The organism is Pseudomonas sp. MWU16-30317, assembly GCF_020515695.1.
GTDB lineage: Bacteria > Pseudomonadota > Gammaproteobacteria > Pseudomonadales > Pseudomonadaceae > Aquipseudomonas.
Genome location: NZ_JAIWJA010000006.1, coordinates 12425 through 37077, shown reverse-complemented (window position 1 = coordinate 37077; position 24653 = coordinate 12425). Strand labels below are relative to the sequence as shown.

At 63.5% G+C, this 24653-nt stretch carries 10 protein-coding genes; 2 read left to right on the top strand and 8 right to left on the bottom strand.

The window, feature by feature from the left end; all coding sequences use genetic code 11:
• The first annotated feature begins 125 nt into the window (after positions 1-125).
• Both LIX93_RS17740 and LIX93_RS17735 read left to right on the top strand, forming a co-directional pair.
• On the top strand, positions 126-1262 hold the full coding sequence (locus LIX93_RS17740; RefSeq protein WP_226505360.1) for a GTPase: 1137 nt from the start codon (positions 126-128) through the stop codon (positions 1260-1262).
• Entirely contained in the window at positions 1259-2758 is a 1500-nt protein-coding gene (locus tag LIX93_RS17735; RefSeq protein WP_226505359.1) for a GTPase domain-containing protein, read from the top strand. Before LIX93_RS17740 ends, LIX93_RS17735 begins: the two co-directional genes overlap by 4 nt.
• Positions 2759-2891: 133 nt before the next feature.
• Here the strand turns inward: LIX93_RS17735 and LIX93_RS17730 are convergent, their stop codons facing one another.
• The 8 genes from LIX93_RS17730 to LIX93_RS17695 form a co-directional block, all read right to left on the bottom strand.
• On the bottom strand, positions 2892-4319 hold the full coding sequence (locus tag LIX93_RS17730; protein WP_226505358.1) for an efflux transporter outer membrane subunit: 1428 nt from the start codon (positions 4317-4319) through the stop codon (positions 2892-2894).
• Complete coding sequence (locus LIX93_RS17725; RefSeq protein WP_226505357.1) at positions 4316-5224, bottom strand: HlyD family secretion protein; 909 nt, start codon at positions 5222-5224, stop codon at positions 4316-4318. The genes LIX93_RS17730 and LIX93_RS17725 overlap by 4 nt, the downstream gene beginning before the upstream one ends.
• Complete coding sequence (locus LIX93_RS17720; RefSeq protein ID WP_226505356.1) at positions 5221-5430, bottom strand: DUF1656 domain-containing protein; 210 nt, start codon at positions 5428-5430, stop codon at positions 5221-5223. Before LIX93_RS17720 ends, LIX93_RS17725 begins: the two co-directional genes overlap by 4 nt.
• A complete protein-coding gene (locus tag LIX93_RS17715; protein WP_226505355.1) occupies positions 5427-7520 on the bottom strand; it encodes an FUSC family protein in 2094 nt (697 codons plus the stop codon). The genes LIX93_RS17720 and LIX93_RS17715 overlap by 4 nt, the downstream gene beginning before the upstream one ends.
• On the bottom strand, positions 7517-7969 hold the full coding sequence (locus LIX93_RS17710) for a MarR family transcriptional regulator (RefSeq protein WP_226505354.1): 453 nt from the start codon (positions 7967-7969) through the stop codon (positions 7517-7519). The genes LIX93_RS17715 and LIX93_RS17710 overlap by 4 nt, the downstream gene beginning before the upstream one ends.
• A gap of 150 nt (positions 7970-8119) precedes the next feature.
• Complete coding sequence (locus LIX93_RS17705) at positions 8120-9433, bottom strand: amidase (RefSeq protein WP_226505353.1); 1314 nt, start codon at positions 9431-9433, stop codon at positions 8120-8122.
• Positions 9434-9548: 115 nt separating this feature from the next.
• A complete protein-coding gene (locus LIX93_RS17700) occupies positions 9549-9887 on the bottom strand; it encodes a tryptophan synthase subunit beta (protein WP_226505352.1) in 339 nt (112 codons plus the stop codon).
• Positions 9888-10084: 197 nt separating this feature from the next.
• Positions 10085-24607, bottom strand: coding sequence for a tandem-95 repeat protein (locus LIX93_RS17695; RefSeq protein ID WP_226505351.1), 14523 nt, complete (start codon positions 24605-24607; stop codon positions 10085-10087).
• Positions 24608-24653: the final 46 nt, after the last annotated feature.

The window sequence follows — 24653 nt, the reverse complement described above, 5'->3', positions numbered from 1 at the left end:
TTCTGTTGATCCAAGTCAAAAGGCCACTGCGCACCCCACTGCGGCATGGCGCCACAGGCATCACCGCTCCGGGGGGTGCCGCGCGCTAGAATGCCCCTCGACCGCCGAGACAGGACCGATAACCGATGAGCTTGATCGACCGCCTCTACCGGACCCTTAACCCCGCCAGGGATCCGAACCTGAGCGCCGCCTTCGCGCACAGCGACGACCACCTGCCGACCCTGTGGCTGCTGGGCAAGACCGGCGCCGGCAAGTCCTCGCTGATCCGCGCCCTCACTGGCCTGGACCGCATCGAAGTGGGCTCGGGCTTTCGCCCCTGCACCCTGACCTCGGCGCAGTACCGCTTCCCGGCGCAGACCCCGGTGCTGGCGTTCATGGACACCCGCGGCCTGGCCGAGGCCGACTACGACGCCAGCGCAGACATCGCCAACTGCGAGGCCGCCAGCCACGCCCTGATCGTGGTGATGAAAGCCGAAGACCCTGAACAATCCCAGGTGCTGCGCGCGCTCAAGCAGATTCGCCGCTCGGGCAAGATCCGCGATTTGCTGCTGGTGCACACCGGCATCCAGCAGGTGGCGGATGGCGACGAGCGCCAGCGCTGCATTTGCCACAATCAGCAGCAGGTCGAGGCGGTGTGGGGCGAGGTCGACAGCGTAGCGGTGGATTTCGTCGGCATCGACGGTCAGCCCTATGGCTTGGCGGCCCTGACTGAGAAACTCGGCGAGCGCCTGCCGATCATCACCGAACTGTTCGACGATCGCGGCCACGCCAACGTCGAGGAGCAGAACTTCCAGCAGCTCAAGCGTGAAATCATGTGGTACGCCGGGGCGGCCGGGGCCACCGATGCGGTACCTGCGCTGGGGTTGGTGTCGGTGCCGGCGCTGCAACTGAAAATGCTCCACAGCCTGGCCAACCGCTACGGCCTGGTGTGGAGCAAGCGCTTGCTGGCCGAATTCGGCACCGCCATGGGCGCTGGCTTCGGCCTGCAATACGCCTCGCGCCTGGGCCTGCGGCAGCTGGTCAAGTTGATCCCGGTGTATGGGCAAACGGTGGGGGGCGCTTCGGCGGCGGTTGCCAGCTATTGCTACACCTACGCGCTGGGGCGGGCGGCGTGCCTGTACTTCTATCGGGCCAAGCGCGGCGAGACGGTGTCATCCGAGGTCATCAACGCGCAGTTCAAGCAGGCGTTCGAGCACATCTTGCCGGTTGCCCGGGATGAACAGCCACCCACTGACACGCCTAACAACGAGAAGCCTTCATGAAGAGAACCGTCAACGGCTTGGCCGCCATGGCGCGGATGTCCGATCGGTTGATGCCCTTCGCTCTGCTGTCGCTGGGCATTCCGCTGTTGCTGCTGGCCGGCTTCGGGCTGTATGGGCTGTTTCGCTATGGCTACTGGCTGGCGTTTTTGCTGGCGCTGCTGGTGAGCACGCTGTTGGTCAGCGTCGGCCTGTGGATCGCCCGGCGGCGCATGACCGCGCGGGTCGCCCCAGCCGTGGAACAGGCCGCGCAAAAGGCGCCGAAAATCCCCGATTACTGGTTGGCGCGGGATCAACAGATACACCAGCAGATGCTGCCCGAACTGCTCGACATCCTTAACGCCAGCCCCGACTGGCAACAGCTGCCGGACAACGGTTTGAAGGTGATACGCCGGGTCGCCGAGCTGTATCGCAGCGGTTCCAAGCGCGCGCACTGGGCGTTTACTGCTCCGGAGCTGCTGGCTATCGTGGAGCAGGTCAGCCGGCGTTATCGGCGCGTGCTCAAGACCCATGTGCCGGGGGTCGACCATCTGCGCCTGTCGACCTTGATGACCGTCAACGAGCACCTCGACCGCTTCGGGCCCTGGGCCATGAAGGCCTTCAACACCTACCGCGCGCTGCGCATGGTCACCCCGGACGGGCTGATGGCCGAAGTGCTCAGCCAGCTGCGTGGCGAGGTGTTCCACGGCCTGAGTGATGAACTGCAAGGACGCCTCAAGTACCTGTTGATGCTTGAGGTGTTGCGCGCCTCCATCGATTTGTACGGCGGGCATTTCCGCTTCGACGAGGACGAATTGAAAACCAGCGAGGCCGGGCGCGAGGATGCCGAACGGCTGGCCGCGCCACTGGAGCCGATCCGGATCGGCTTCATTGGCCAGGTGGGCGCGGGCAAGTCATCGCTGATCAATGCCTTGACCGGCGGCATGCGCGCCGAGGTCAGCGCGCTGCCGGCCACCGATGGGGTGCAGGTGTATGACTGCCGTATCGACGGCGATACCGCGCTGCGGCTGGTGGATCTGCCGGGGCTCAATGGTGAGGTCAAGACCGAAAAGCTGCTGTTTGAGCAGGTCCGCGACTGCGATCTGTTGCTGTGGGTGCTCAAGGCCAATCAACCGGCCCGAGCGCTGGACCAACAGCTGCGGCGTCGATTGGATGACTGGTTTGCCTTGGCGAAGAATGTCGATCACCGTCCGCCGACGGTGATCGGGGTGTTGAGTCAGATCGACAAGCTGAGCCCTGATCCGCAGGCGCCGGTGATCGCCGAGGCGGTGGCGTTCAATCGCGAACTGTTGGGGTTGCCGCAGGTGGTGGCAGTGTCGGTGCTGCCGGCGCCGGTGAATCTGCAAGCGTTGCAGCGGTTGCTGCTGGAGGGCTACAACAGCGCGGCGAATGTGCAGCTGAATCGGCGGCGGCGCGAAGCCGGAGAGTTTTCGGTGGGGCGGGAAGCGGAGCGGGTGCAAAAGGCGGCGAAGGGGTTGTTCAGTCTTTGGCAGAGCTGAGAATCACGGCGCATTTACCGGCCTCTTCGCCGCCGAACGCGCAACCTTGCTCCCACGGTGTACAGAGCCAATGTCGTACACCTGTGGGAACAAGGTTGCGCATCCGGCGGCGTCAGTTCAATCAACGCAGATCCTAGGGCTTGCCCTGCTGCTGCCATCCTCCGCCCAGCGCCAGGAACAGATTGATCTGCTGCATCGCCACCTGAGTGTTCGCCGCCGCCAACTGGGCGCGCACGTCGGTGTAAGTCCGGGTCGCCTGCAGATCCGCCAGGAACGATTCACGCCCGGACATATAGAACTGGTGCGTCTGGTCGGCCGCCTGTTTTGCCGACGTCGCCGCATCGGCCAACGCGTCGCGGCGGTCCAGCAAAGCGGTGTACTGCGCCAGGCCGGTCTGGGTTTCGCGGATGGCGTTGAGCACGGTGTTATCGAAGTTCGCCAAGGCTAATTGGGTGTTGGCCTCGGCCAGGTGAATCCGCGCACGCGCGCCGTTGCTCGGTACAGTCCAGTTGATCAGCGGGCCGAAGCCCCAGCGATTGCTCGACGGCTCGTTGAGCGAATCGAGCAGGCCCACGGTGCCCACCGTCGCGCCGAAACTGATGTCCGGATACAACTGCCCCGTCGCCACGCCGATAGTCGCCGTGGCCGCCGCCAGCTTGCGCTCGGCCTGGCGGACGTCTGGGCGACGCTTGAGCAACTCGGCACCCTGGCCCACCGGCAGCACCTGCGCGATGTGCGGCAGCTCGGCGCAATCGGCGGTGCCGGCCGGCAGTTGCGCCAGCGGCTTGGCCAGCAGCATCGACAGCTGGAACATCCCCGTCTGGCGGGCGGCTTCATACTTGGGCAGGTCAGCGCGCAAGGACTTGAATTGCGTCTGCGTGCGTGTCACCTGGGTTTCGTCGCCGCGGCCGGCATCCCGCAGGCGCGTCGCCAGGCGCACACCTTCTTGCTGCAGATCCAGCGACTGCTGGGCGATATTGCGCTCCTCGTTCGCCGCGCAGATCTGCGTGTAAGCCCGCACCACGTCGGCGACCACGGTAATGCGCGCGGTATCGGCCGCTGCCTGCGCCGCATCGGCATTGGCATTGGCTGCCTCGACGCCACGCTTGAGCGTGCCCCACAGGTCGAACTGATAGGAGGTCTTGATCGAGAACGCACCGAGGTTGCCCACCGGTACTTTTTCGGTCAACAGAAACGCCTGTCCCGATTCCTGCACGCGCTGCACTTCGCCACTGGCGGAGGTGGTAAAGCCCCCTTCGGCATTGGCCTCATCGACCTGAAACTGCGCCCGGCTCAGGTTCGCCGCCGCCACGCGCAAATTGGTGTTGGAGGCCATTGCCTGGTGCACCAACTCGTCGAGGCGCGGATCGTTGTACATCCGCCACCAATCCGCCGGCACCGGCGCCGACACCACATTGCTGTCTTCCCCGGCCAGATCGCCTTGCAGGTCGGCGCGGTTGATCGCGGCATTCTTGGGCAGCGTGTAATCGGGGCCGACGGTCGAACACGCGGCCAGCATCAAGCTCAGGCACAAGACACTCAGACTGCCAGCGGCTTTCATTGGGCCGCTCCTGCCGGGTGCGCATCGCCATGGCCGTCGCCATCGGCAATGATCGACACGGTCGCCGTACGGCCCGCGATCATGCGGAAGTCCTTGGGCAGGTCGTCGAAGGCGATGCGCACCGGAATCCGCTGCGCCAGGCGCACCCAGCTGAACGCCGGGTTGACGTTGGGCAGCAGGTTGCTGCCAGCGCTGCGGTCGCGGTCTTCGATGCCGGCGACGATGCTCTGCACGTGGCCTGTCAGGCGCGTGTTATCGCCCATCATGCGGATATCGACCTGCTGCCCGACATGGATCTGCGACAGCTTGGTCTCTTCGAAATAGCCTTCGATGTGGAACGAGGCGCTGTCCACGACCGAGAGCACCGCGCGGCCGGCACTGACGAATTCGTGGGCGCGTGGCGCACGGTCGTTGAGGAAGCCGTCGACCGGGCTGCGGATCACCGAGCGGTCGAGGTTGAGCTGCGCGGCGTCCACCGCCACCTGCGCTTCGTTGACCGCCGATTGCGCACGCAACTCGCGGGACTGGCTTTCTTCCAGTTGCTCGCGCGCCACCAGATTGCCGAGGCCATGGTTACGCTTGTTCTCGCGTTGTGCCTGGGCCAGGGTTTCCTTGCGGTCGGCCAGGCTGGCCTGGGCCTGGCGCAGGGCCAGCTTGAAGCGATCCTGGTCGATGGTGAACAGCACGTCGCCGCGCTTGACCACCTGGTTGTCGCGCACATCGACTTCCTGGATCAGCCCGGACACGTCCGGGGCGACCTGGATCACGTCGGCACGGATGTGACCGTCGCGCGTCCAGGGGGCGTACATGTAGTACATGACCATGCGCCATACCACCACGCAGGCAAAGGCGACGACGAGCAAGGTAAGAATCAGACGGCCAAGGGTCAGCAGGGGTTTTTTCATGTCATGAGGCTTCGGCAGATGGCATCCACTGCGCCGAGCAGCACAGCGTAGAGAGCGACGTTGAATAAAGCCCGGTGCCAGACCAGGCGATAGAAATGGGCACGGTTCAAGACGCCGTGTACCACCAGAAACACACCGTAGGTGATCGCCATGATCACCAGCAGCGTTGGCAGGAACACCCCGCCGACATCCAGTTCACCAATCATAGGGGGGCTCCATCGAGGCCGTGCGGCGGATGTTGTTCGGCCTCCGTTGCATCGATCACGACTTCCACGCCAGGTAACAGTGCCAGGCGCAAACCACTCAATGCGTGCAACAAATGAACGCGCGCCTGCGCGCCCTCTACGCCGACACCTTGCACGTTCAGCGCGCGGCGGGCACGGTCCATGGTCATCAACAGACCCATGGGGGCCGGGACTCGTTCACGCGCCTTGAGGCACGCCGAGAAGTACCGGCCGACCTCTTTCAACACCTGGCGCAACAGCAGCCGCGACTCGTTCGGCACTCGCGGCGCATAGGCCAGGATATCCAGCAGATTGAGCGCCACGCGCACGTCACGCAGGGCGGCACCGGTGTCCTGCCCCGTCTGTGCCAGACGCGGCAGCTGCTGCATCAGGCGATCGAGCATGCGGATGCCGGTGCGTCGTTGCTTGGCCAGGGTCGAGCGCTCGCTGAGGCCGGCGATGTCCTTCCAGCTGAAATAGGTCAAGCGCTTGGCCGCCAGCTCGGTGCCGAACGGGCGCATGATCATGGTCCAGCCAAAGGCGAACGCCAGCCCCACCGGCCCTGCCAGGTTGGAGTTGATGAAGGTGAAGAAATCCGCCGAGTAGGTTTCCTGCAAACTGATGAAGGTCGCGGTATTCACCAGCGACAGCAAGGTCGGCAGGTAGAACTTGGGCTGCAGCGTCAGGGTACCCACCGCGATCATCGGCACCGCGAACACCAGCACCAGCATCGGGAAATCGTGAACCATGGGCAAGATGAGAAACAGATAAAGGCTGGCCGCGATGACCGATACGGCGGTCCAGGTCATGAACCGATAGATCTGCGGTGCAGGGTCGTCCATCGCTGCGAAAAAACTGCACGAAACGCCCGCCAGAATCACCGCGCTGCCGCCGTCCTGCCAGCCCATGTAAATCCATATCAGCGAGCCGACGATGATTGCCGAAATGGCCGTGGACGCCGAATAGAGCATCAGGCCACGATCGTAGAACGGCTTCAGGCGGCCCAGCCGCCAGTGCCGGTAGACCGCCCGCCATGGCACGCGACTGTCGGTGCGAATGGCGAACTCCAGCGACCGGCAGTCCTGCCACAGGTCGATCCATTCGGTCAGCCGGAACAGCGCATTGGACAGCAGCAACTGGCGACGATCGTCCAGCGCCTGCTCATCGGGCTGCAGCGCATCGATGCGCGCATGCAATTGCTGCCAGGCGGTTTCGTCGGGCCGGATGGCCGTCTGCTCCAGCCATTGCAGGCAGTGTTCGAGCAACGGCGCCATGGCGTCGACCAGTTCAGGGGTACGCCGCTCGATGGCGACCAGCGCATCGTCCAGCGCATCGATGACCGGCAGCAGGTGAATCATGCGTCCGCGCAATTCCTGGATATTACGCAGCAACTGCGGGCGAGAGCCTTCGTGGGGCAACTGGCCGATCATCAGTTCCAGCGAATTGAAGGTCGGCACCATGGAGGCGCGCAGGCTGCCGACCTCATCGGCCTTCACGGTGCGGGAAAGGAAGCGGGCGCTGTAGGCCGTGGCCTCGGTGAACCACTTGCCGATTGCCCCTTCGACCACGGGCGCCAGGCGCCTGGGCCAGAACACCGCCCCCACCACCGCCGCACAGACGATGCCCAGGCAGATTTCCTGAAAGCGCGCCGAGGCGATATCGAATACGGCTGTGGGGTTATCCACCACCGGAAAGGCGATCAGCGGCATGGTGTAACCGGCGAGCATGAACGCATAGCTGTTGGCGGTGCGCACGTGCAGCGAGATGAACAGCAGCGTCCCGGTCCAGAACGCCACGATGCACGACAACAATATGGGGCTCTGGCCGAACAGCGGCACACAGACCACCGCCGCAGCCGCGCCGAGGAAGGTCCCGACTGCACGGTACACGGCCTTGGAACTGGTCGGCCCGACGAAGGGGCTGGAGACAATGTAGACGGTCGCCATGGCCCAGTAGGGCCGAGGCATTTCCAGGCGCATGCCGATGTACAGCGCCAGCATTGAGGCAATGAAGGTGCGCAGGCCGTAAAACCAATCCTTGAGGGGCGGAATGTCGCTCATGAATCCTTTCAAGACAGATCCGCCAACGGGCCCGGGCTGGCCTCTTCAAAGGCGCGAACGACGCGCAGGGCCGCCTCGAGATCGGCGGGGGCAATATCCTTGAGTACATCGCGACGCAGGCGTACCAGCTCCGACTCGATGGATTCGGCCAATTCGCGACCCGTGGCGGTCAGGCTCAGGGCCTTGGCGCGACGATCGGTCGGATCTTCGGTACGCACCACGAAGCCCGAGCCGCACAACTGATCGAGCAGGCGCACCAGCGATGGGCTTTCGAGGCCGGCCGCCTGGGCCACGGCCACCTGACGCACACCGTCGCCGAGCCGCACGATGATCAGCAACGGCACGGCGCAGGCTTCGGAGATGCCATAGTTGGCGAGCGTGGTCTGGCAGATCCGCCGCCAATGCCGCGCGGCGACCACCATGCCACTGCTGATGTTGAGATGGAGCTTGTCGAGGTTCATGGACCGAGCGTCATGGGCAGAGAGTTGACTATGGATATTCATAGTTTGCTAACTATCTATATTCCGGCAAGGTGCGCTTGTAGTCAATAGTTACAATTTGCCTGCATCACTTATCGGCAATGGTGCTTTATCTCGCCGGCGAACCCGCCATCACGGCCTGACCCACGTCAGGTCTCGTGCTAAAGCAGCGGCGGCCGCCAGCAGCTGTGCATCGTCGCGCAAGGCCCCGATGACTTGCAGACCAACGGGCAACTCCCCCGCCGCCCGGTCCAGCGGCAGATTGACCTGAGGCAGACCAAACGCGGTCCACAGCTTGATCAGGTCCGAGGGCCCGGTGCTGCCCAGTCCCGCCAGCGCGACCGTTGGGCAACTGACACACAGCAACGCGTCGTACTCGCCAATGATATCCGCCAGCACGGGTGCCTGCTTGGCCAGGCGCGCCTTCGCTTCGGCCTCGGCGGCCCAGGCGATCGACTGTCCGTGCTCGATCATTTCCCGAGTGGAGGCGCTAATGCGCGAGGCGTCGGTGGCGTATTCCTTGGCCAACGAGCGGGCGCCTTCGCAGTCGTTGATCAATGCGTGGTCAGTGAAGACGGTGTCGAACAGCGGAGGCAGCACCACTTCCGAAATGCGATTGCCCGCATCGCGCAATCGCGCCATGGCTTGCCGCGCAGCCTCGCGGACGTCAGGGGAGACGCTGTCCCAGCGCGAAGTGCGACAAAAACCCAGGTGTAGCGTGGACCGCACGGTCGGCGCGGACGGCAGGCCAGGGATCAATACCCGCCCGAGCAGCGCCAGGTCGCGTACCGAGCGGCCATACCAGCCGACCGTGTCGAAGCTGGGAGCCAGCGGCTTGATGCCCTCTAGAGATACCAGCCCGAAAGACGGTTTGAAGGCATGCACGCCACAGAAGGCTGCCGGCTTGATCAACGAACCCGCCGTCTGCGTGCCCAGCGCCACGGGAAAGAAGCCCGCCGCCATACCGGCCGCCGATCCCGCACTGGAACTGCCAGGCGTGCAGCGCAGATCATGAGGGTTGCGGGTCGGGCCGGTGTGCATATAGGCGAACTCGGTGGTGTGGGTCTTGCCCATCACGACCGCACCGGCTTGACGCAGCAGCGTCACCACATGGGCGTCACGCGCCGGACGATGGCCTTGGTACAGGGGAGAAAAGTACTCTGTGGGGTAGTCGACGGTATCGAACATGTCCTTGACCCCCACCGTCAGCCCGGCCAGCGGCCCGCCGGTCGATTGCGCTGCCTGCTGACGCACGCGGTCCGCAGAAAAGCTGGCGAAGGCCTGCACATGGGGTTCGTGTTCGGCGATGCGCGCCAGAAAGCTCTCAGCGATGGTACTGGCGGTCGCTTGGCCGCTGCCCACCGCGAGGGTGATGGCTGTCGCATCGGGATACGGGGCGATGAGCGTGCGCTGAAGGGAGATTTCGTTGTTTTTATCCAATTGCATCTACTGGATTCCTGTAAGCACTCAGGGCTGGGAAACCGAGTTTAGGCAAGGAAACCAAGGGGCATTGCGCCCCTTGTATTGCAATATGTTTAACGCACAGGTCGCTGAGGCAGGGTCAGATCAACCCAGTCTCTTCATCATTGATCAAATGGCTCAACCCACCCAGCGCTTCCCGAGCATTGGTGCGGTCGGTGAGCTTGGCCTGGGCCGCTTCCGGCAGGTCGGTGACGCGGATCACGCCCTTGCTGGTGAGCACCTGGATCAAGTCGTCCAGTACCCGGATCATGTCCAGGTCGGACTGCTTGAGCTGCTTGAGGCTGCCCTCGATGGCCGCGTTGGCGAACCATGTCTGGATCTCATGATTATCGGCTGGCAGCGTCTCGTTGGCTTCGGCATAGGCTGCCGCCTCCACACGCAACAACTGCCCGTTTGCGTCGCGCTGAACGTAGAACATGGCTCACCTCGGGAAGAAACTGCTGACCAGCATAGGTGTTTCTGGGACGGTCGCAAAGCCGCTGCGCCCGGTGGGTAAAAATCCAAAGAGCCGGCTCCCGCAGCCACCGCGCAAGGCAGAGGCTGTGGGAGCCGGCCCAAAAGTTACGGCTACCGATGCCGCCCTCCCCTGTGACGGGGCGGGCGGTGTCTGGTCTATCAGTGGTGATCGACCTTGATAGTCGGATCGGTACCGGCAACCAGCGACTTGATGGTGTCGTTGCTCCAGCTCACATTGTCGACGTGGATGGTGACATCCGCCGCGGCCGTGGCGATCTTGCCTGAACTGTTGATGCTCAGGGTGGTGCCCGTGCTGTCGGTGGTCGCCTTGATGTAGTCGGAGATGTTGGTGACGGTCGCGGTCTGCAGCAGGTCGCTCAGGTCGAGTTTATCGCCCTCGGTGGTGCTGAAGTCCTTGATCACGTTGGTACCGGTATCGCCTTTGAGCCACATGAAGGTGTCTGCGCCAGTGCCGCCCGACAGGATATTGTTACCCGAGCCAGGGAGCAGGATGTCGTTGCCGGCGCCGCCCTGCAGCGTGTCGTTACCGCCCTGACCGAACAGGATGTCATTGCCATCGCCGCCCAGCAGGGTGTCGTTGCCACCGGTTGTCGAGACGTTCAGGGTGCCCGCCGTGGTGGCGATGGAACCGTTGAACTCGGTGATGTGGTTGGTGATGTACTGGTGCAGCGTTTCATCACTGACGCTGGAGGTGCTGTTCGTGGCCGAGGTCACATAGGCGCGCAGTGCTTCTGCGCCTTCCACCGCGGTACCGCTGGTTGGGGTGAAGGTCACCATGTCGCCGAACAGAATGTCGTTGCCGGTCGAACCCGTCACGCTGTCATCACCTGCGGGTACGGCCGCCGTGCTGCTGTGGATGGCAGTGCCCAGGTCGCTGGCGCTGACGTTGTTCTGGATCACGCCGTCAGTGTCGAACTTGGCCAGCGTCGTGCCATCGACACTGCTGCCCAGACCAATGGCGTAGACCGTAGACGAGGCCTTGAGCGTCGCGAAATCGTCAGCCGCAGCGGTCACGGCTGCACTGGTGGTGCCCGAAACCGCATTCCCATTGGACAGGTACTCGTTGGGCTGACCGTCAGTGATGAAGTAGGTCAGGTTAGTCACACCGGTAGTCGTGTGCGTCGAGAACCAGGTATTGGCAGACTGGAACGCAGCTTCGTAGTCGGTCCGACCGCTGGCCGAATAGCTCTTCATCGTATTGATCAAGGTATCCAGCGCGTTGGCATCCGCCAGGTTGACGCTGACGGTGGAGACGACCTTGGTGCTGAAGTTTTCCAGGAACACGTTCACCGTACCGGCATGGTCGCCGGTCAGGCTGCTCTTCAGATCATTGAAGACTTGAGTGAGTTGGGAAATCGCGACGCTGAGTGCGCTCTTGCCCGTGCCCGAAACGGTACCGCTCATCGACCCCGAGGTATCGACGATGAATGCCAGGTTGTAGCTGGCACCCTTGACCAACTGGGTGCCGCTGACGTCGCCGACCATGATGGTATTGGCGCCGCTGGAGGCCGTCTGGGTGTCGGTACCCGCCCCACCGGTTTGCGTGGCGAAGGTCTCGGCCGCCACGGTAATAGTGGTAGTTGCCGCCGCCGACTTGGCATTCAGAGCACCGGTGCCGTCATCGACCGTCACGGTGACGGTGCGGGTGCTTTGCGCGGCTGGCGTGCCAGTGCTGGTGGTGTCATAGCCGTTGTTGCTATAGGTCACCGCCTTGATGGCTGCCTGGTAGTCCGCGTAAGTCCCGGTCCCGCTCAGGGTCACGACGATGCTGCTGCCCGACGTCGCTACGGTGCCAGTGATGCCGCTCGGCAAGGTGCCGAACGCCAGCGAGTCGCCCGCCGTCGCACTGTTCAAGGTGATCGTTGCGCCTGCGACGGTGCCGGTACCTTGGGTATCGGTAATGGTCGCATCGGTGTCAGCGATCGATACCGCCGTGCCTGGTGTGGCGTAGGCAACGGCGTAATCGTTGTTGGTCGCACCGCTGCTGTTGTTGAGGTCGAGATCGATGGCCGGCGCGAAGTTGGCCTGGTCGACGGTGACCACGAACGAGGTCTGGCTCGACGCGGTGCTGTTGTTGCTGCCTTCGATCGACGTCCCGGTGACCACTACGGTGATGGTCCCGACGTAGTTGGTCGGAGCCTTCAGGGACAGGTTGCTCAGGTCCGCGTTGGTCACGGTGTAAGTGCCGTCCGTGTTCGCGGTCAGCGCCGTGGCACCCGAGTAGATCTGAGTACCTGTTGGCAGGCCGCTCAAGGTCACGCTGTGGGTTTCCGAGCCATCGTTGTCGGAGAAGGTCGCCGTGATCGCGCTGAGCTTGATCAGGGTGTTTTCCATCCCGTGGTTGATCGACGAGGCGGTGTAGAAGCCCTCGCCGTTCGAGCCGTTGAGCGCCGACAAGGTCACACCGTTGGCCGCGGCATCGGCGGTGCTGGTGTAGGTGATCAGGCCGCTGCCGGACAGGCTGGTAGCGGCGGCACCGTCGACCGAGACCTGCAGGTTGTAGTTGCCTGGGCCGGATTGATTGTAGTGGTAGATATCCAGGGTGTAGTAGCCCGATACCGTCGGCGTGAAGCTGCCGGTGATCGCACCTGAATTGTTGCCCCAGGTCGCCGTGGCGGCCAGCTTGCCACCCAAGGTCACGGCGAAGCTGTCATCCGCCGTGCCGCTGAAGGTGTAGACCTTGCCGGCGGTCAGGTACACCAGGCCGGTGGCTTCGGTCGCAGTGCCCGCAGTGACGCTGTTGCTGGTAGTGGTACCGGTGGTGTGCGTGGAGTTGAAGTCCTTCACCACCGTGCCGGACGTGGTCGCCGTGTGGCTGGCCGCGTAGGTGTTGATGTCGCCAGTCAACGTGGTACCGGTGATGCCGTTACCGTTGGTGCCGAAGGTGGTCTTGCCGGCGCTGTCGAGCACATAAGTGCTCAATAGCAGGCCAGTCGACGTCTGCGTTGGCAGCGCGACCGACAAGGTCGGCGCATCGGCCACGGCATTGAGGTCGATGGTCACGGTCTTGACCGCACTGAGGCCATTGTTGGCAGCACCGCTGCCATCGGTGGCCTGGAAGCTCAGCTGGGCGTAGTCATGCTGGTTGTTGCCCACACCATTGGCGACGTTGCCGTTGCTCGACTCGTTGAGGGCCGGGACGAACTGCAGGCTGCTGGCCGAGGTGAACACCTTGGCGGCTGAACCACCCTGCAGATCGGCAGCGGTCAGGGTGACCCAGGTGGTACCGACCAGATACTGCACCGAGCCGTTGGCTGGCAACGCGGTGAAGACGATACCCAGGCTCGAAGCCGGGCTGTCGACATCGGCGACGCCGAAGGTCGACCAGGCGATGGCCTTGGCGGTGTCTTCAGTACCGGTGATGGTGCTGTTGACTGCGGTGGGTGCATCGTTGACTGCAACCACGGTGATGCTGTTGCTTTCCGAGCCAGTCAGCAGGGTAGTGGTGTTGCCGCCATTGTCAGTAGCGACCACGGAGACGTTACGAGTACCCGCAACTGGCGTATCACCCGGTGCCGCGAAGGTGATCGACGAGATCAGCGCTTTGTAGGCGGCGACATCAGCGGTGCCGGTCAGGGTGTAGGTCACGGTGCCGTTAGCGATCGAACCGGTAGCCGCGACCGCGATGCCGTTTTGCGCACCGATGGCCACAACGTCGCCAACCTGCAGGTTGGTCAAGGTCACGACGACCTTGCTCAAGGTGCTGTCATCAGCATCGGTGATCGCCAGGGCGCCGACAGCCGATTTGGCGGCATCGCCTTCGGTAAAGGTCACGTTGCTGCCGGCCACGACCGGTGCATCGTTGACCGCACTGACGCTGATCACCGAAGTCGCGGTGTTCGACGCCAGGCCATCATCGTCTTTCACGACAACCGTCACCGAACGTGCCGTGGTGTCAGGGTTGGCGCTGGTGTTGTTGTAGGTGATCGAGTCGATCAGGTTCTGATACGTCGCCTTGGTTGCAGTACCGGTCAGGGTAACGGCGATGCTGCTGGCAGTGCCGGTAGCCGGTGTGCTGACGATGTTCCAGGTGATGCCGTTGGTGGTACCTGAGGTCGAAGTCGAGCTGCCAATGTTCAGGACATCAGATGCTTTGGCGTTGGTCAGGGTGACGGTAGCGCCACTCAGGTTGTCACTGTCGACATCGGTGATCAGAGCGTTAGCCACGATGGCAACCGCACCGCCTTTCTCGGTGAAGCCGGTGGTGGTATCGGCCGTGGTGGTGTTGCTCGGGCTCAAGTCCAACACAGGCGCATCGTTGACGTTGACGACATTGACGGTAACGGTCGCCGTCGAGGTCAAACCACTCGGATCGCTGATGGTGTAGCTGAAGCTCGCGGCGCCTTGGTAGTTGGTCTCTGGCGTGTACACGACGTTGCCGGTGGCAGCGTTGTAGACCACGGTGCCATGGGTGTCGCTGGTGGCAGTCACACTGTCGATCTTGATGACGTCATGATCAGGATCGCTGTCGTTGCTCAGCAAGTCGGCGCCCTTGATCACCAACGGGGTTTCTTCCAGCGTGGTCAGGGTCGAGTGCGTCAGCGTGCCCGCAGTGGAGCCCAGGGTGCTGTAGGTATTGCCGCCATCGGTGCTCACCTGCACCAACAGTTTGGCGACGCCACCTTGATCCCAGTAGACGATCTGGATGTCGTGCGCGCCAGCGGTGCTACCGGTCGTGAAGGTGCCGATATTCGACGTGGCGCTCTGGTTCTGGCTGACCGAAACCACCGCCTTGCCGTCGATGAGGACGGTGTAGCCGTCATCCGCAGTGACTTTGAAGGTGTAGGTGGTGTTGGCGTTCAGGTTGACCTTGCCGAACAGTTCGACGATCGCATCCGAGGTGTTCGGCTGAGTGCCGACAACGTTGGTGGCGTTAGTCCCGTTGGTGCCAAGGAACGTCGCGAGGTCGCCGCTGCTGCCCAATGGACCATTGACGGCATAGTTCAGCTGGGTCGCCGAGAAGGTCACATCCGGCGTGTGCGCGGCGATGTAGTCCGTGGCCTGCTTGATCGTGCCCAGGTTCGGTTGCGTAGTGTTGTTCTGCGCGTAGCCGTAGTAGTTGGCTTGCAGGCCGGCAATGTTAAGGGCCGGAACGTCGTTTACCGCGATAGGTGCATCGTTGACCGCCACCACGGTGATGCTGTTGCTTTCCGAACCAGTCAGCAGCGTGGTGGTGTTGCCGCCGTTATCGGTAGCGACGACCGAGACGTCACGGGTGCCCGCGACTGGGTTGTCGCCCGGTGCAGCGAAGGTGATCGACGAGATCAGCGCTTTGTAGGCGGCGATATCGGCGGTGCCGGTCAAGGTGTAAGTCACGGTGCCTTGGGCTACCGAACCGGTGGCCGCGACATTGATGCCGTTCTGCGCGCCGATGGCGACGACGTCGCCAGCCTGCAGGCTGCTCAGGGTCACGACGACCTTGCTCAGCGTGCTGTCATCGGCGTCAGTGATCGCCAAGGTACCCACGGCCGATTTGGCTGCATCGCCTTCGGTGAAGGTGACGTTGCTGCCGGTCACGACTGGCGCGTTGTCCACTGCCGTGATGTTCAGGGTGCTGGTCGCGACGTTGGACGCTGCATCACCTACGTTGTCGCTGTTCAAGCCGGTATCGGTCACTTGCACGGTCACGGTACGTGGCGTGGTGTCCGGGTTCTGGCTGGTGCTGCTGTATTGCAGCGAGTTGATCAGCGTCTGGTAGTCAGCGTGGCTGGCATCGCCGCTCAGGGTGATGGTCAGCGTGGTGCCGTTGATCGAGGTGCTGTACGTCACGCCCGCGACATCAGTGCTGCCGCTGGTGCCGACTGCGCCCACCACGTGGCTCGAGGTCAGTACATCGGTGCCCTGGTAGTTGCTCAGGGTGATGGTCGCGCCGTGGATCTGCTTGCCAGCAACGCTGTTGTCTTCGTCGGTGATGGTGAAGCCGTTGACCAAGGCAACGGCAGCGCCGCCTTCGGTGTAGGAACTGCCGGTATCGGCCACAACCGGGGCGTCGTTGACGAAGGTCACTGGCGGAGTTGCCGAGCCGTTGCCGGTCAGGGTGCCGTCGCTTACGGTCAGGTCTACAGCAGGCAGTGCATTGCCCGCGTTGACGAAGGCCGCGCCTTTGTCGGTCAGCACCACGGTGTTGCCGCTGATGGCGTAGTACTGATCGACGTTGGTGCCGGTGGTGAAGTTCACGGTCAGGTTCGGGCTGTCCGGATCGGCAGTCGTGAAGGTCGCGGCCACATCGTTGCCGTGGGCGCTGTTTTCCGTGATCGGGTTGGCGACGACAGTGATGGTCGGTGCATCGTTGACCGCGGTCACGTTGACCGCCAGGGTCGCCACATTGGATTCGGAGTTCGTTGCGCCGGTGCCGTCATTTACCGAAACGGTGATGTCGCGAGTGCCCGAAACCGTCGCGCCGTTGCTGCTGAAGGTGATCGACTTGATCAGGTCTTCATACACTTCGTGGGTGGCGGTGCCGGTGATGGTGATCACACCGGTAGTAGCATTCTGAGCGATGGTCAGGCCGGCGGCGATAGCTGCCTTGGCCACGTCGCTGTTGGTGTCGAGCGCCAACAGATCGCCAGCGACGATGTTGGTCACCTTGATGGTGGCCGAGCCGACGGTGCTGCCCTGGTCGACGTCGGTGATGGTGAAGTCGGCGCCAGCGATGTTGATCGCGGCCTGATGTTCGGTGTAGGCCGCAGCGGTATCGGTGCCCGCCGCCGCGCCGTTGAGATCGACCACAGGTGCATCGTTGACCGAGATGACGTTGACGTCCAGCTCGGCGGTCACGGGTGCACTCACCGACGCGCCGTCGGTGGAGGTTGCGGTGACGATCAGCTTGATGTCGCCGTTGTCAGTGCTGTTGTAGTTGGCCGGCGGGGTCAGGGTGATGGTCGAGCGCGACCAGTCGCTGATGTCGATCTCGTTGCCAACGTTGGCGGCCGTGATGGTCACCGTGTGGGCCGCGGTGCCATCGGTGATCACCGAGCCTACCGGTGCACCCTTGAGGGTGATCTTCATGGTTTCGGAGCCGTCGGTGTCGACGGTCGCCGCATTGATGCTGGACAGCAGGATCGCGTGATCCTCCAGGCCCTGGTTCAGTACTTCGCTGACGGTGATGTTGGACAACAGGCCGCCGTAGCTGTCGCTGCCGTTCGAGCCGTCGGCATTGACAGCCTGGAAGCTCAGCACCTGATCGCCCGTGCTCGAAGACGGGATATTGAAGGTGTAGGACTGCAGGCCGCCCGTGGTAGCGCTCAGCGTACCGACGACAGTATTGCCCCACATCACGTTGATCAGCGAGCCGGCGAAATCGCTGCCGCGCGGTGCGTAGTCCACCGTCACCGTGTACAGCGCGCCGTTCTTGGCGTCGATGGTGGTGTACAGGTTGGACTGGTCGCCCGCGTTGCGCTCCAGCTCGATGACCTGAGTGGTGCCGTTGCCAGCGCCATACACGCCGACCTGGCCGACTTCGACCTGGCCCGAGCCATTGACCGAGTTGCCGGTGCTCCAGACGCTGGTGCCACCGCCGAAAATCGAACCGTTGGCGGTCGGGGTGGTGTCGTTGGTCAAGCTGCCGACGAGGACGCTGCCGCTCCAGCTCTGGCCGTCCAGCTGCACATCGGACAGGTGCGTGGTGATCCCGTCGCGAGCGCTGCCGAAGGTGATGATCGGCGTATCGGCTACGGGCGTGACGTCCAGGGTCAAGACGCCCGCGGTGCCGACCTGCACGGTGGTGGCGCCATTGACTGTAGTGCTTTGCGTCGGCGCGAACTCGAGGGTCGCGTAGTCGGTGCCCATGTTGCCCAGGGCGCCAGCGGTGCCACCGCTCGACTCGTTGGCAGCCGGGGTGAAGACCAGCTTGCCGGCCTCGATATCGGCCCGGCTGACCACTTCGCCCACGGTAACGGCGTTGCCGTCCAGAGTCAGGCTACCGGCGACCGGCAGCTTGGTGATGGTGATGCCCATGTTGGCATTGCTGAAGTCGCTGTCGTCGGTGCTGAAGCTGGCCCACTTGAGGGTTTGCGGGGTGTCTTCCGCGCCCGTCACGGTGCTGGTCACAGCGTTCAGGCCATCGTTCACCGGGGTGACGTTGATGGTGGTCTGGGCCGCAGCAGAAGACAGGCCGCCATCGTCCACGACCGAAACGGTCACGGTGCGCACGCCGGCGGTTGGGGTTTCGCTGGTGCTCTGGTAGCCGATCTGGGAAATGATCGTCTGGTATTCGGCCGGCGTCAGGGTGGCCGTGATGGTCACCTGCAGCGCGTCCTTGCCATCCACCTGCACGACTTCGGTCTTGACCTGCATGCTGTTGGTGCTGCTTGGCACGCCGGTCAGCTCGTCGCCAGCAACGTAGCCGGTCAGGGTGATGGTGGCCGACTGCAGGTTGCTGACGATCACGTTGCCATTGGCATCGTGGTTGGTGCCGGTATCCGGGTCGGTGATGCTCAGGTTATTGCTGATGCTGACCGGCCCGCCATTCTCGACGAAGGTAACGGCGGTGTAATTGATGCCATCGACGGCGGTGCCGTTCAGGTCGACCACGGGGGCGTCGTTGACCGGTGCCACGGTGACGTTGAGCGTGGCCGAGCTTGGCGCGTAGCTGCCGTTGCTGAGTTCGGTCGCCTCGGCCAGCACGGTCACGGTGAAGCTGCCGTTGTAGCTGGCCGGCGTCTGCAAGCTCAGGGCAGAGCTGTCCCAACCGGTGATGACCAGGTTGCCGTTGGCGTCCGCGGTGCCGGTGTTGCCGTGGCTGTCGGTGACCAGGGTGCCTTCCGGCAAGCCCTTCAGCGTCACGACGTGAGTTTCCGAGCCGTCAGTGTCCGGGAACGTGATGGTCATCGGCGCGAGCTTGATGATCGAATCTTCGTTACCGGTGTTCAGTGCGGCCGGCTCGACCACCAGGCCGCTGCTGCCCAGATCCACAGGCGCGCTGGAGCCATCGGAGACCTGCACGCCGTAGTAGCCCGGACCGTCCTGGTTGAAGTGGTAGGCGCTCAGGTCGTAGTAGCCCGAGGTGGCCGGCGTGTAGCTGCCGCTGATCTGCCAGGTACCGGATTGGCTGGTGGCAACGAGCTGGCCGTTGATGGTCAGCGCGAAGCTGTCATCGGCGGTGCCGCTGAAGGTGTAGGTCTTGCCGGCCTCCAGGTAGACCTGGGAGTCGATCTTGGTGGCCACACCTGGCGCAACATCGCCTTGAGCAAAGCTGGCGGTGGCAGGCAGGGAGGTAGTGCCCGAGCCTGCGGCTGAGGCCTTGTTCAGCGCATCGACCAAGGCTTGCGCGGAAGCACCGCTGCCGCCGCCCAACAGCGTAGCGACTGCGTCACCGCTGAAAGTCTGGCTGGTCACTGCCGGCAACACCGTGATGATCGCGGCGTCGGCCACGGCAATCACGGAAATGGTCGGAGTGGCCGGCACGGTGCTGACCACGCCTTCGTTGTCGGTGGCGGTGTAGCTGAAGGTGGTGTCACCGCTCCAGTTGGCGTCCGGCTTGAAGTACACCGTTGCGCTGTTGCTGGTGGCGGCGATGGCCTGGCTCAGGTCGAGGGCGTGAGCGCCGGCGGCATCGCTATAGAAGGTGCCGTGGGCCGCCGCGCTGGTGATGGTGAAGCTGGCCACCGAGCCGCCGGCGTTGCTGTCGCTACCGCTCAGGTGCACGGTGACCAGATTGTCTTCATTGGCGCCGTCGGCCGGTGCGGCGACAGCGATCGGCGCATCGTTGATGCTGATCGTGCTGGTAGCGGTGTTGGAATCCAGAGCGACGTCGGTAACGTTGGTACCACCCGCATCGGTCAGGGTGATCGACACGGTGCGGTCGGACGAATCCGGGTTGGCCACGGTGTTGTTGAAGGTCAGCGACTCGATCAGCGCTTTGTAGTCGGTGATGGTCCCGGCACCGCTGAGGGTGTAGGTGAAGCCATCTGCCAGCGAGCCGGTCCGGGTGATGGTGATGCCTTCGGCACTGGTGCCGGAGATCACGCCGTTGGCGTCGGAGCTGGTGATGCTGAACTGGCTCGAGGTGACGACATCGCCGGCCTTGGTGCCATCGACCACCACGGTGGCCTTGCTCATGTTGACGTTCTGGTCGGCGGCATCGCTGATCTGTACGTTCTGCACCAACGCGACGGCGCCACCGTTTTCGGTGAAGCGCACGCTGCTGTCGGTCACGCCATCGCCACCGATGCTGACGGTCGGCGCATCGTTGACCGGGGTCACTTCGATGGTGATGCCTTGGGTGGTCGTCAGTGCGCCGCCGATGCCGGTGTTGCCTTGGTCGTTGACCGAGATCGACAGGCCAGCGGTGCCGTTGGCGTCGTTCAAGTTCGGCGCTGGCGTGAAGGTCGCGCCTTCGAGCTGGGCGTTGATCTGAGCAGGGGTACCGGTCAGGGTCACCACGCCATTGTTGGTCACGCTGGAGGTGCCGTCCGCCAGGACCAAAGTACCGCCCGTTGCCGTCACATCGACTTTGATCGGGCTAGTGGCCGAATCCACGTCAGCGACGGTAATGGCGTTGCCATTGGCCGTCGAGAAGGTCAGCGGGGTGTCTTCCGCGACAGTTTGAGTAGCCGGTGCGCTGATGGTTGGCGCATCGTTGACCGCCACCACGTTGACCGTGACGATCGCGGTGTTGGAGGTCGCCTGGCCATCGGTGACGGTGTAGCTGAAGGTCACCAGACCATTGATGTTCTTGGCCGGCGTGAAGATCACGTCGCCGTTGCCATCCAGTACCACGGTGCCCACGACGTTGCCTGCGGCATCCGTCACCGCAGAAGGGGTTTTCCCATCAGTGCCCTGCAGGGTGTTGATAGTCAATGCGTCGCCATCGACATCGGTGTCGTTGGCCAGCAGGGTCGCGGCCTTGATGACCAGTGGCTGATCTTCCAGGGTAGTCAGGGTTTCGTGCGACAGCGAAGCAGCATCGGTTTGACCCAAAACGCCATAAGCGCCAGTGACGCCACCGGTTACAGATGCAACCTCGACAGTGAGCTGCGCAAAGGTGCCCTGATCCCAATAGACGATCTGGATGTCATGTGCGCCGCTGGTAGCGATCGCGAAAGTGAAGGTATCGGTAGTCGAGGGCTGGTTGGCGTCAACGGCCGCCACTTGCTTGCCATCGATATAGACAACGTAACCATCGTCCGCAGTGACACGCAGCGAGTAGTCGCCAGCGGCCATGGTCACTTTACCGGTCAGCTCGACGATAGCGTCCGAGGTAGTGGCTTGAGTGGTGCCATTGGCGTAAGTCAGCGAGCTGCTGTCCGTACCCAGGAACTTGCCCAAATTGGTGGTGGTACCCAAGTTGGTGCTGAAGGTCTCGGCAGCGTAAGGGCCACCGTAATTGACGTTCGTCGAAGAGAAGCTGGCATTGGCCGCGTGCGAGCCGATGAAATTCAGCGCTTGCTCGATGGTACCCAGGTTGGGGCCATTGGTACCTTCCTGGTAACCGTAGTAGTTACCTTGCAGGCTGCCGGAAATCGTAGTGGCGATGTCGTTGTTGGCGACCGGTGGGTCGTTGACTGGGGTGACGTCGATTGCGATGGGCTGGGTAGCCGTCAGCGGGCCGCCAGCACCGGTGTTGCCTTGGTCGTTGACCGAGACCGTCAGGCCGGCGGTAGAACCGTTGGTGTCGTTCGAGTTCAGGATCGGGGTGAAGGTCGCCCCTTCCAGCGCGGTGTTGATCTCGGCAGGGGTGCCAGTAAGGGTCACCACACCGTTGGTGGTAGCGCTGGTGGTGCCGTCGGCCAGGACCAAAGTACCGCCCGCCACGGTCACGTCGACCTTGATCGGGCTGGTGCCGGAGTCCACGTCAGCGACGGTAATGGCGTTGCCATTGGCTGCCGAGAAGATCAGCGGGGTGTCTTCAGCGACTGTCTGGGTGGTCGGCGCGCTGATGGTCGGCGCATCGTTGACCGGGGTGACGTCGATGGCGATGGCCTGGGTAGCCGTCAGCGGGCCGCCAGCGCCGGTGTTGCCTTGATCGTTGACCGTGATCGACAGGCCGGCGGTAGAACCGTTGGTGTCGTTCGAATTCAGGGTCGGGGTGAAGGTCGCGCCTTCCAGCTGCGCATTGATCTGTGCAGGGGTGCCGGTCAGGGTCACGACACCGCTGTTAGTCGTGCTGGTGGTGCCATCGGCAAGGACCAAAACACCGCCCGAGACGGTCACGTCGACCTTGATCGGGCTGGTGGCGGAGTCCACATCAGCCACGGTAATGGCATTGCCATTGGCCGTCGAGAAGATCAGCGGCGTGTCTTCGGCTGTGGTCTGAGCGATCGGGGCGTCGATAGTCGGGGCGTCGTTGACCGGCGTCACCACCAGGGTGACCGTCTGGGTATTCGGGGTGGACGTCGCGCCGTTGCTGCTTTCAGTAGTGTACGAACTGATGGTCAGCTGGATGTCGCCGTTCGCCTGGCTGTTGTAGTTCAGCGGCGGCGTCACGGCCAGAGTCGCCAGGTTGGCGTCAGTGATGTCGGTGGTAGCGCCGTCGGTGGCGACTGGCTTGGTGACGGTGACGCCAGCAGCGTTCTGGTACGTGATGACCGAACCGGCAGGCAGGCCGCTGACGGTGGTGGTCAGGGTTTCCGAGCCGTCGGTGTCGACCAGTGCGGTGCTGACGCCAGTGATGGCGATCGCCGAATCTTCAGCGCCACTGATCGTGGCAGGGACCGTGACCGTAGGCGTATCAGCCACCGCGTTGATCACCAGGCCGATGCTGGCCTGCGCGCCCAGCAGCGGTGTGGCGGAAGAAGCATTGTTGACCGGCTGGAAGTCGATCGCGCCGTACAGGTCCTGCACGCTACCCGCACCGGCACCGGTGCTCGCGGCGTTGGCCGCCGGGGTGAAGACCAGGGTGCCGTTGTCGAGCTCGGCCTTGGTGATGATGTCGCCTGCGGCAACGGTGGTCGAAACGCCGTTGACCGTCAGCACCAGGGTGCCGCTAGGAATGCTGGTGATCTTGACGCCCAGATCCGGCGTCTCGCCAGGGGCGGCCTGCTGGACGTTGAAGTTGCCCCAGGTCAGGTTGACTGGAGTGTCTTCAGAGCCGACCACCGAATCGCCGCCCGCGCCCGTGGTGGTATTGCCGCCCGTGCCGGTGGCAGTCGGTACGGTCTGGTCGACGATATCGGTATTGACAGTGCTCAGCGCGCTGTCGACCGTCGGGTTTTCCAGGCCGCCACCGGTGACGCCGGTCAGCGTCAGGGTCACGCCTTCGGTGCCTTCGAGCAGGTTGTCGGTCAGGGTGCCGAGCGTGAAGCTGTTCTGGCCGGCAGGCAGCACGACGGTCACGGTCGCCGTGGTGATGCCGGTCTCGGCGTTGGTGACGATGTTGCTGAAGGTGATGTTCGATCCGCCAGGCGTGACGTCGGTGCCATCGGTAGTGGCCGAGCCTGGAACAGCGGTGCCGCTGTAGCTCAGGGTCAGGGTCAGCGGCGCGGTGGTGGTCGGCACGTTGACGGTATAGGTGGCGGCCGAGCCTTCGTTGACAGAGGCGGTGTGGTCGCTGAAACCGATCAGGGTCGGGGTAGTGTTGTCGACGATCGAGGTGGTCACGGTGGCGCCGGTCGTCACGACCGACTCCAGATTACCTTCGGCGCCATTGGCCACACCGGTGACGGTCAGGGTCGTGGTGGTCGTACCTTGGGCATAGATGTCATCAGCGCGGCCGCCATGGTTGGCATCACCGACGTTGACGGTGTAATCGACAGAGGTCTTGCCGGCGGCGATGGTCACGGTGTTGCCATCGGACAGCGTCAGCACCAGGTTGGTCTGCGGCGCGTTGGCGACGCTGATGGTGTAGGTCACCGAGGTGCCTTCGGTCACGGTGCCGTTCGGTGCGGTGATGCTGACCTGGGTCGGATCGATGGTATCGGTGACCAGGGTGGTGGCCGGGGTAGGGTCGGTGGTGACCACCAGACCTTGACCGCCAGTCGTACCCGTCACGGTCACGGCGACGGTATGGGCGTCGAGGTAGACATCGTTGGTATCGGCGAAGGTCACGTTGACCGAGCCGGTCAGCTGGCCAGCCGCGATAGTGATCACCTGACCGTTGGACAGGGTAATGGTCAGCGGGCTGACCGGGGCCTGGGTCAGGGTCGCGGTGTAAGTCACCACACCGCCGGTTTCAGCGACTGAGCTGGTCGCGCTCAGGGTCAGGGTCGAGGCGCGCAGCGGCAACGCCTCGGCCTGCTCGTTGCCGGCAGCGGCGCCATTGTCCAGGCCCGCAGTATTGAAGCCGATGGTCGGCGCCACGGTCGCAGCCGTCGCATCCAGTACCACGAACGAGTGGCCGCCGCCGGCTTCGCCGCCAGGGCCGACATCAGTCACCTGGGTCACACCGGCCGCCGGCGCTTCGAACGCTTTGGTCGGGTCGACGCCGTCAGCGATGGCTTGCTGCAGCTCGGCAGCCGAAGGCGCTTGCGTAGCGGCGACCTGCTCGCCTTCGCCTACCTGCGTGCTGATCTGCGGGTTGGCGGCACTCCATTGGCTGTCACGGCCAACGTCCAGCACCCGGCCGTCGGCCAGTTGCAGCGATACGGCACCCGAAGCCCCGGTCTCAATGCGCTCGCCGGCGAGCAGATGATCGCCCTCGATGAGTACGCGCTTGATCCCTTCTGGGGAAATTGCAATGACTTGACCAACAATGCTTTTGACGATGGCAACAACACTGCTCATTGGGGAACTCTCCGGGGATGCCGTTCTATTTGCTCGGTGAACTTAT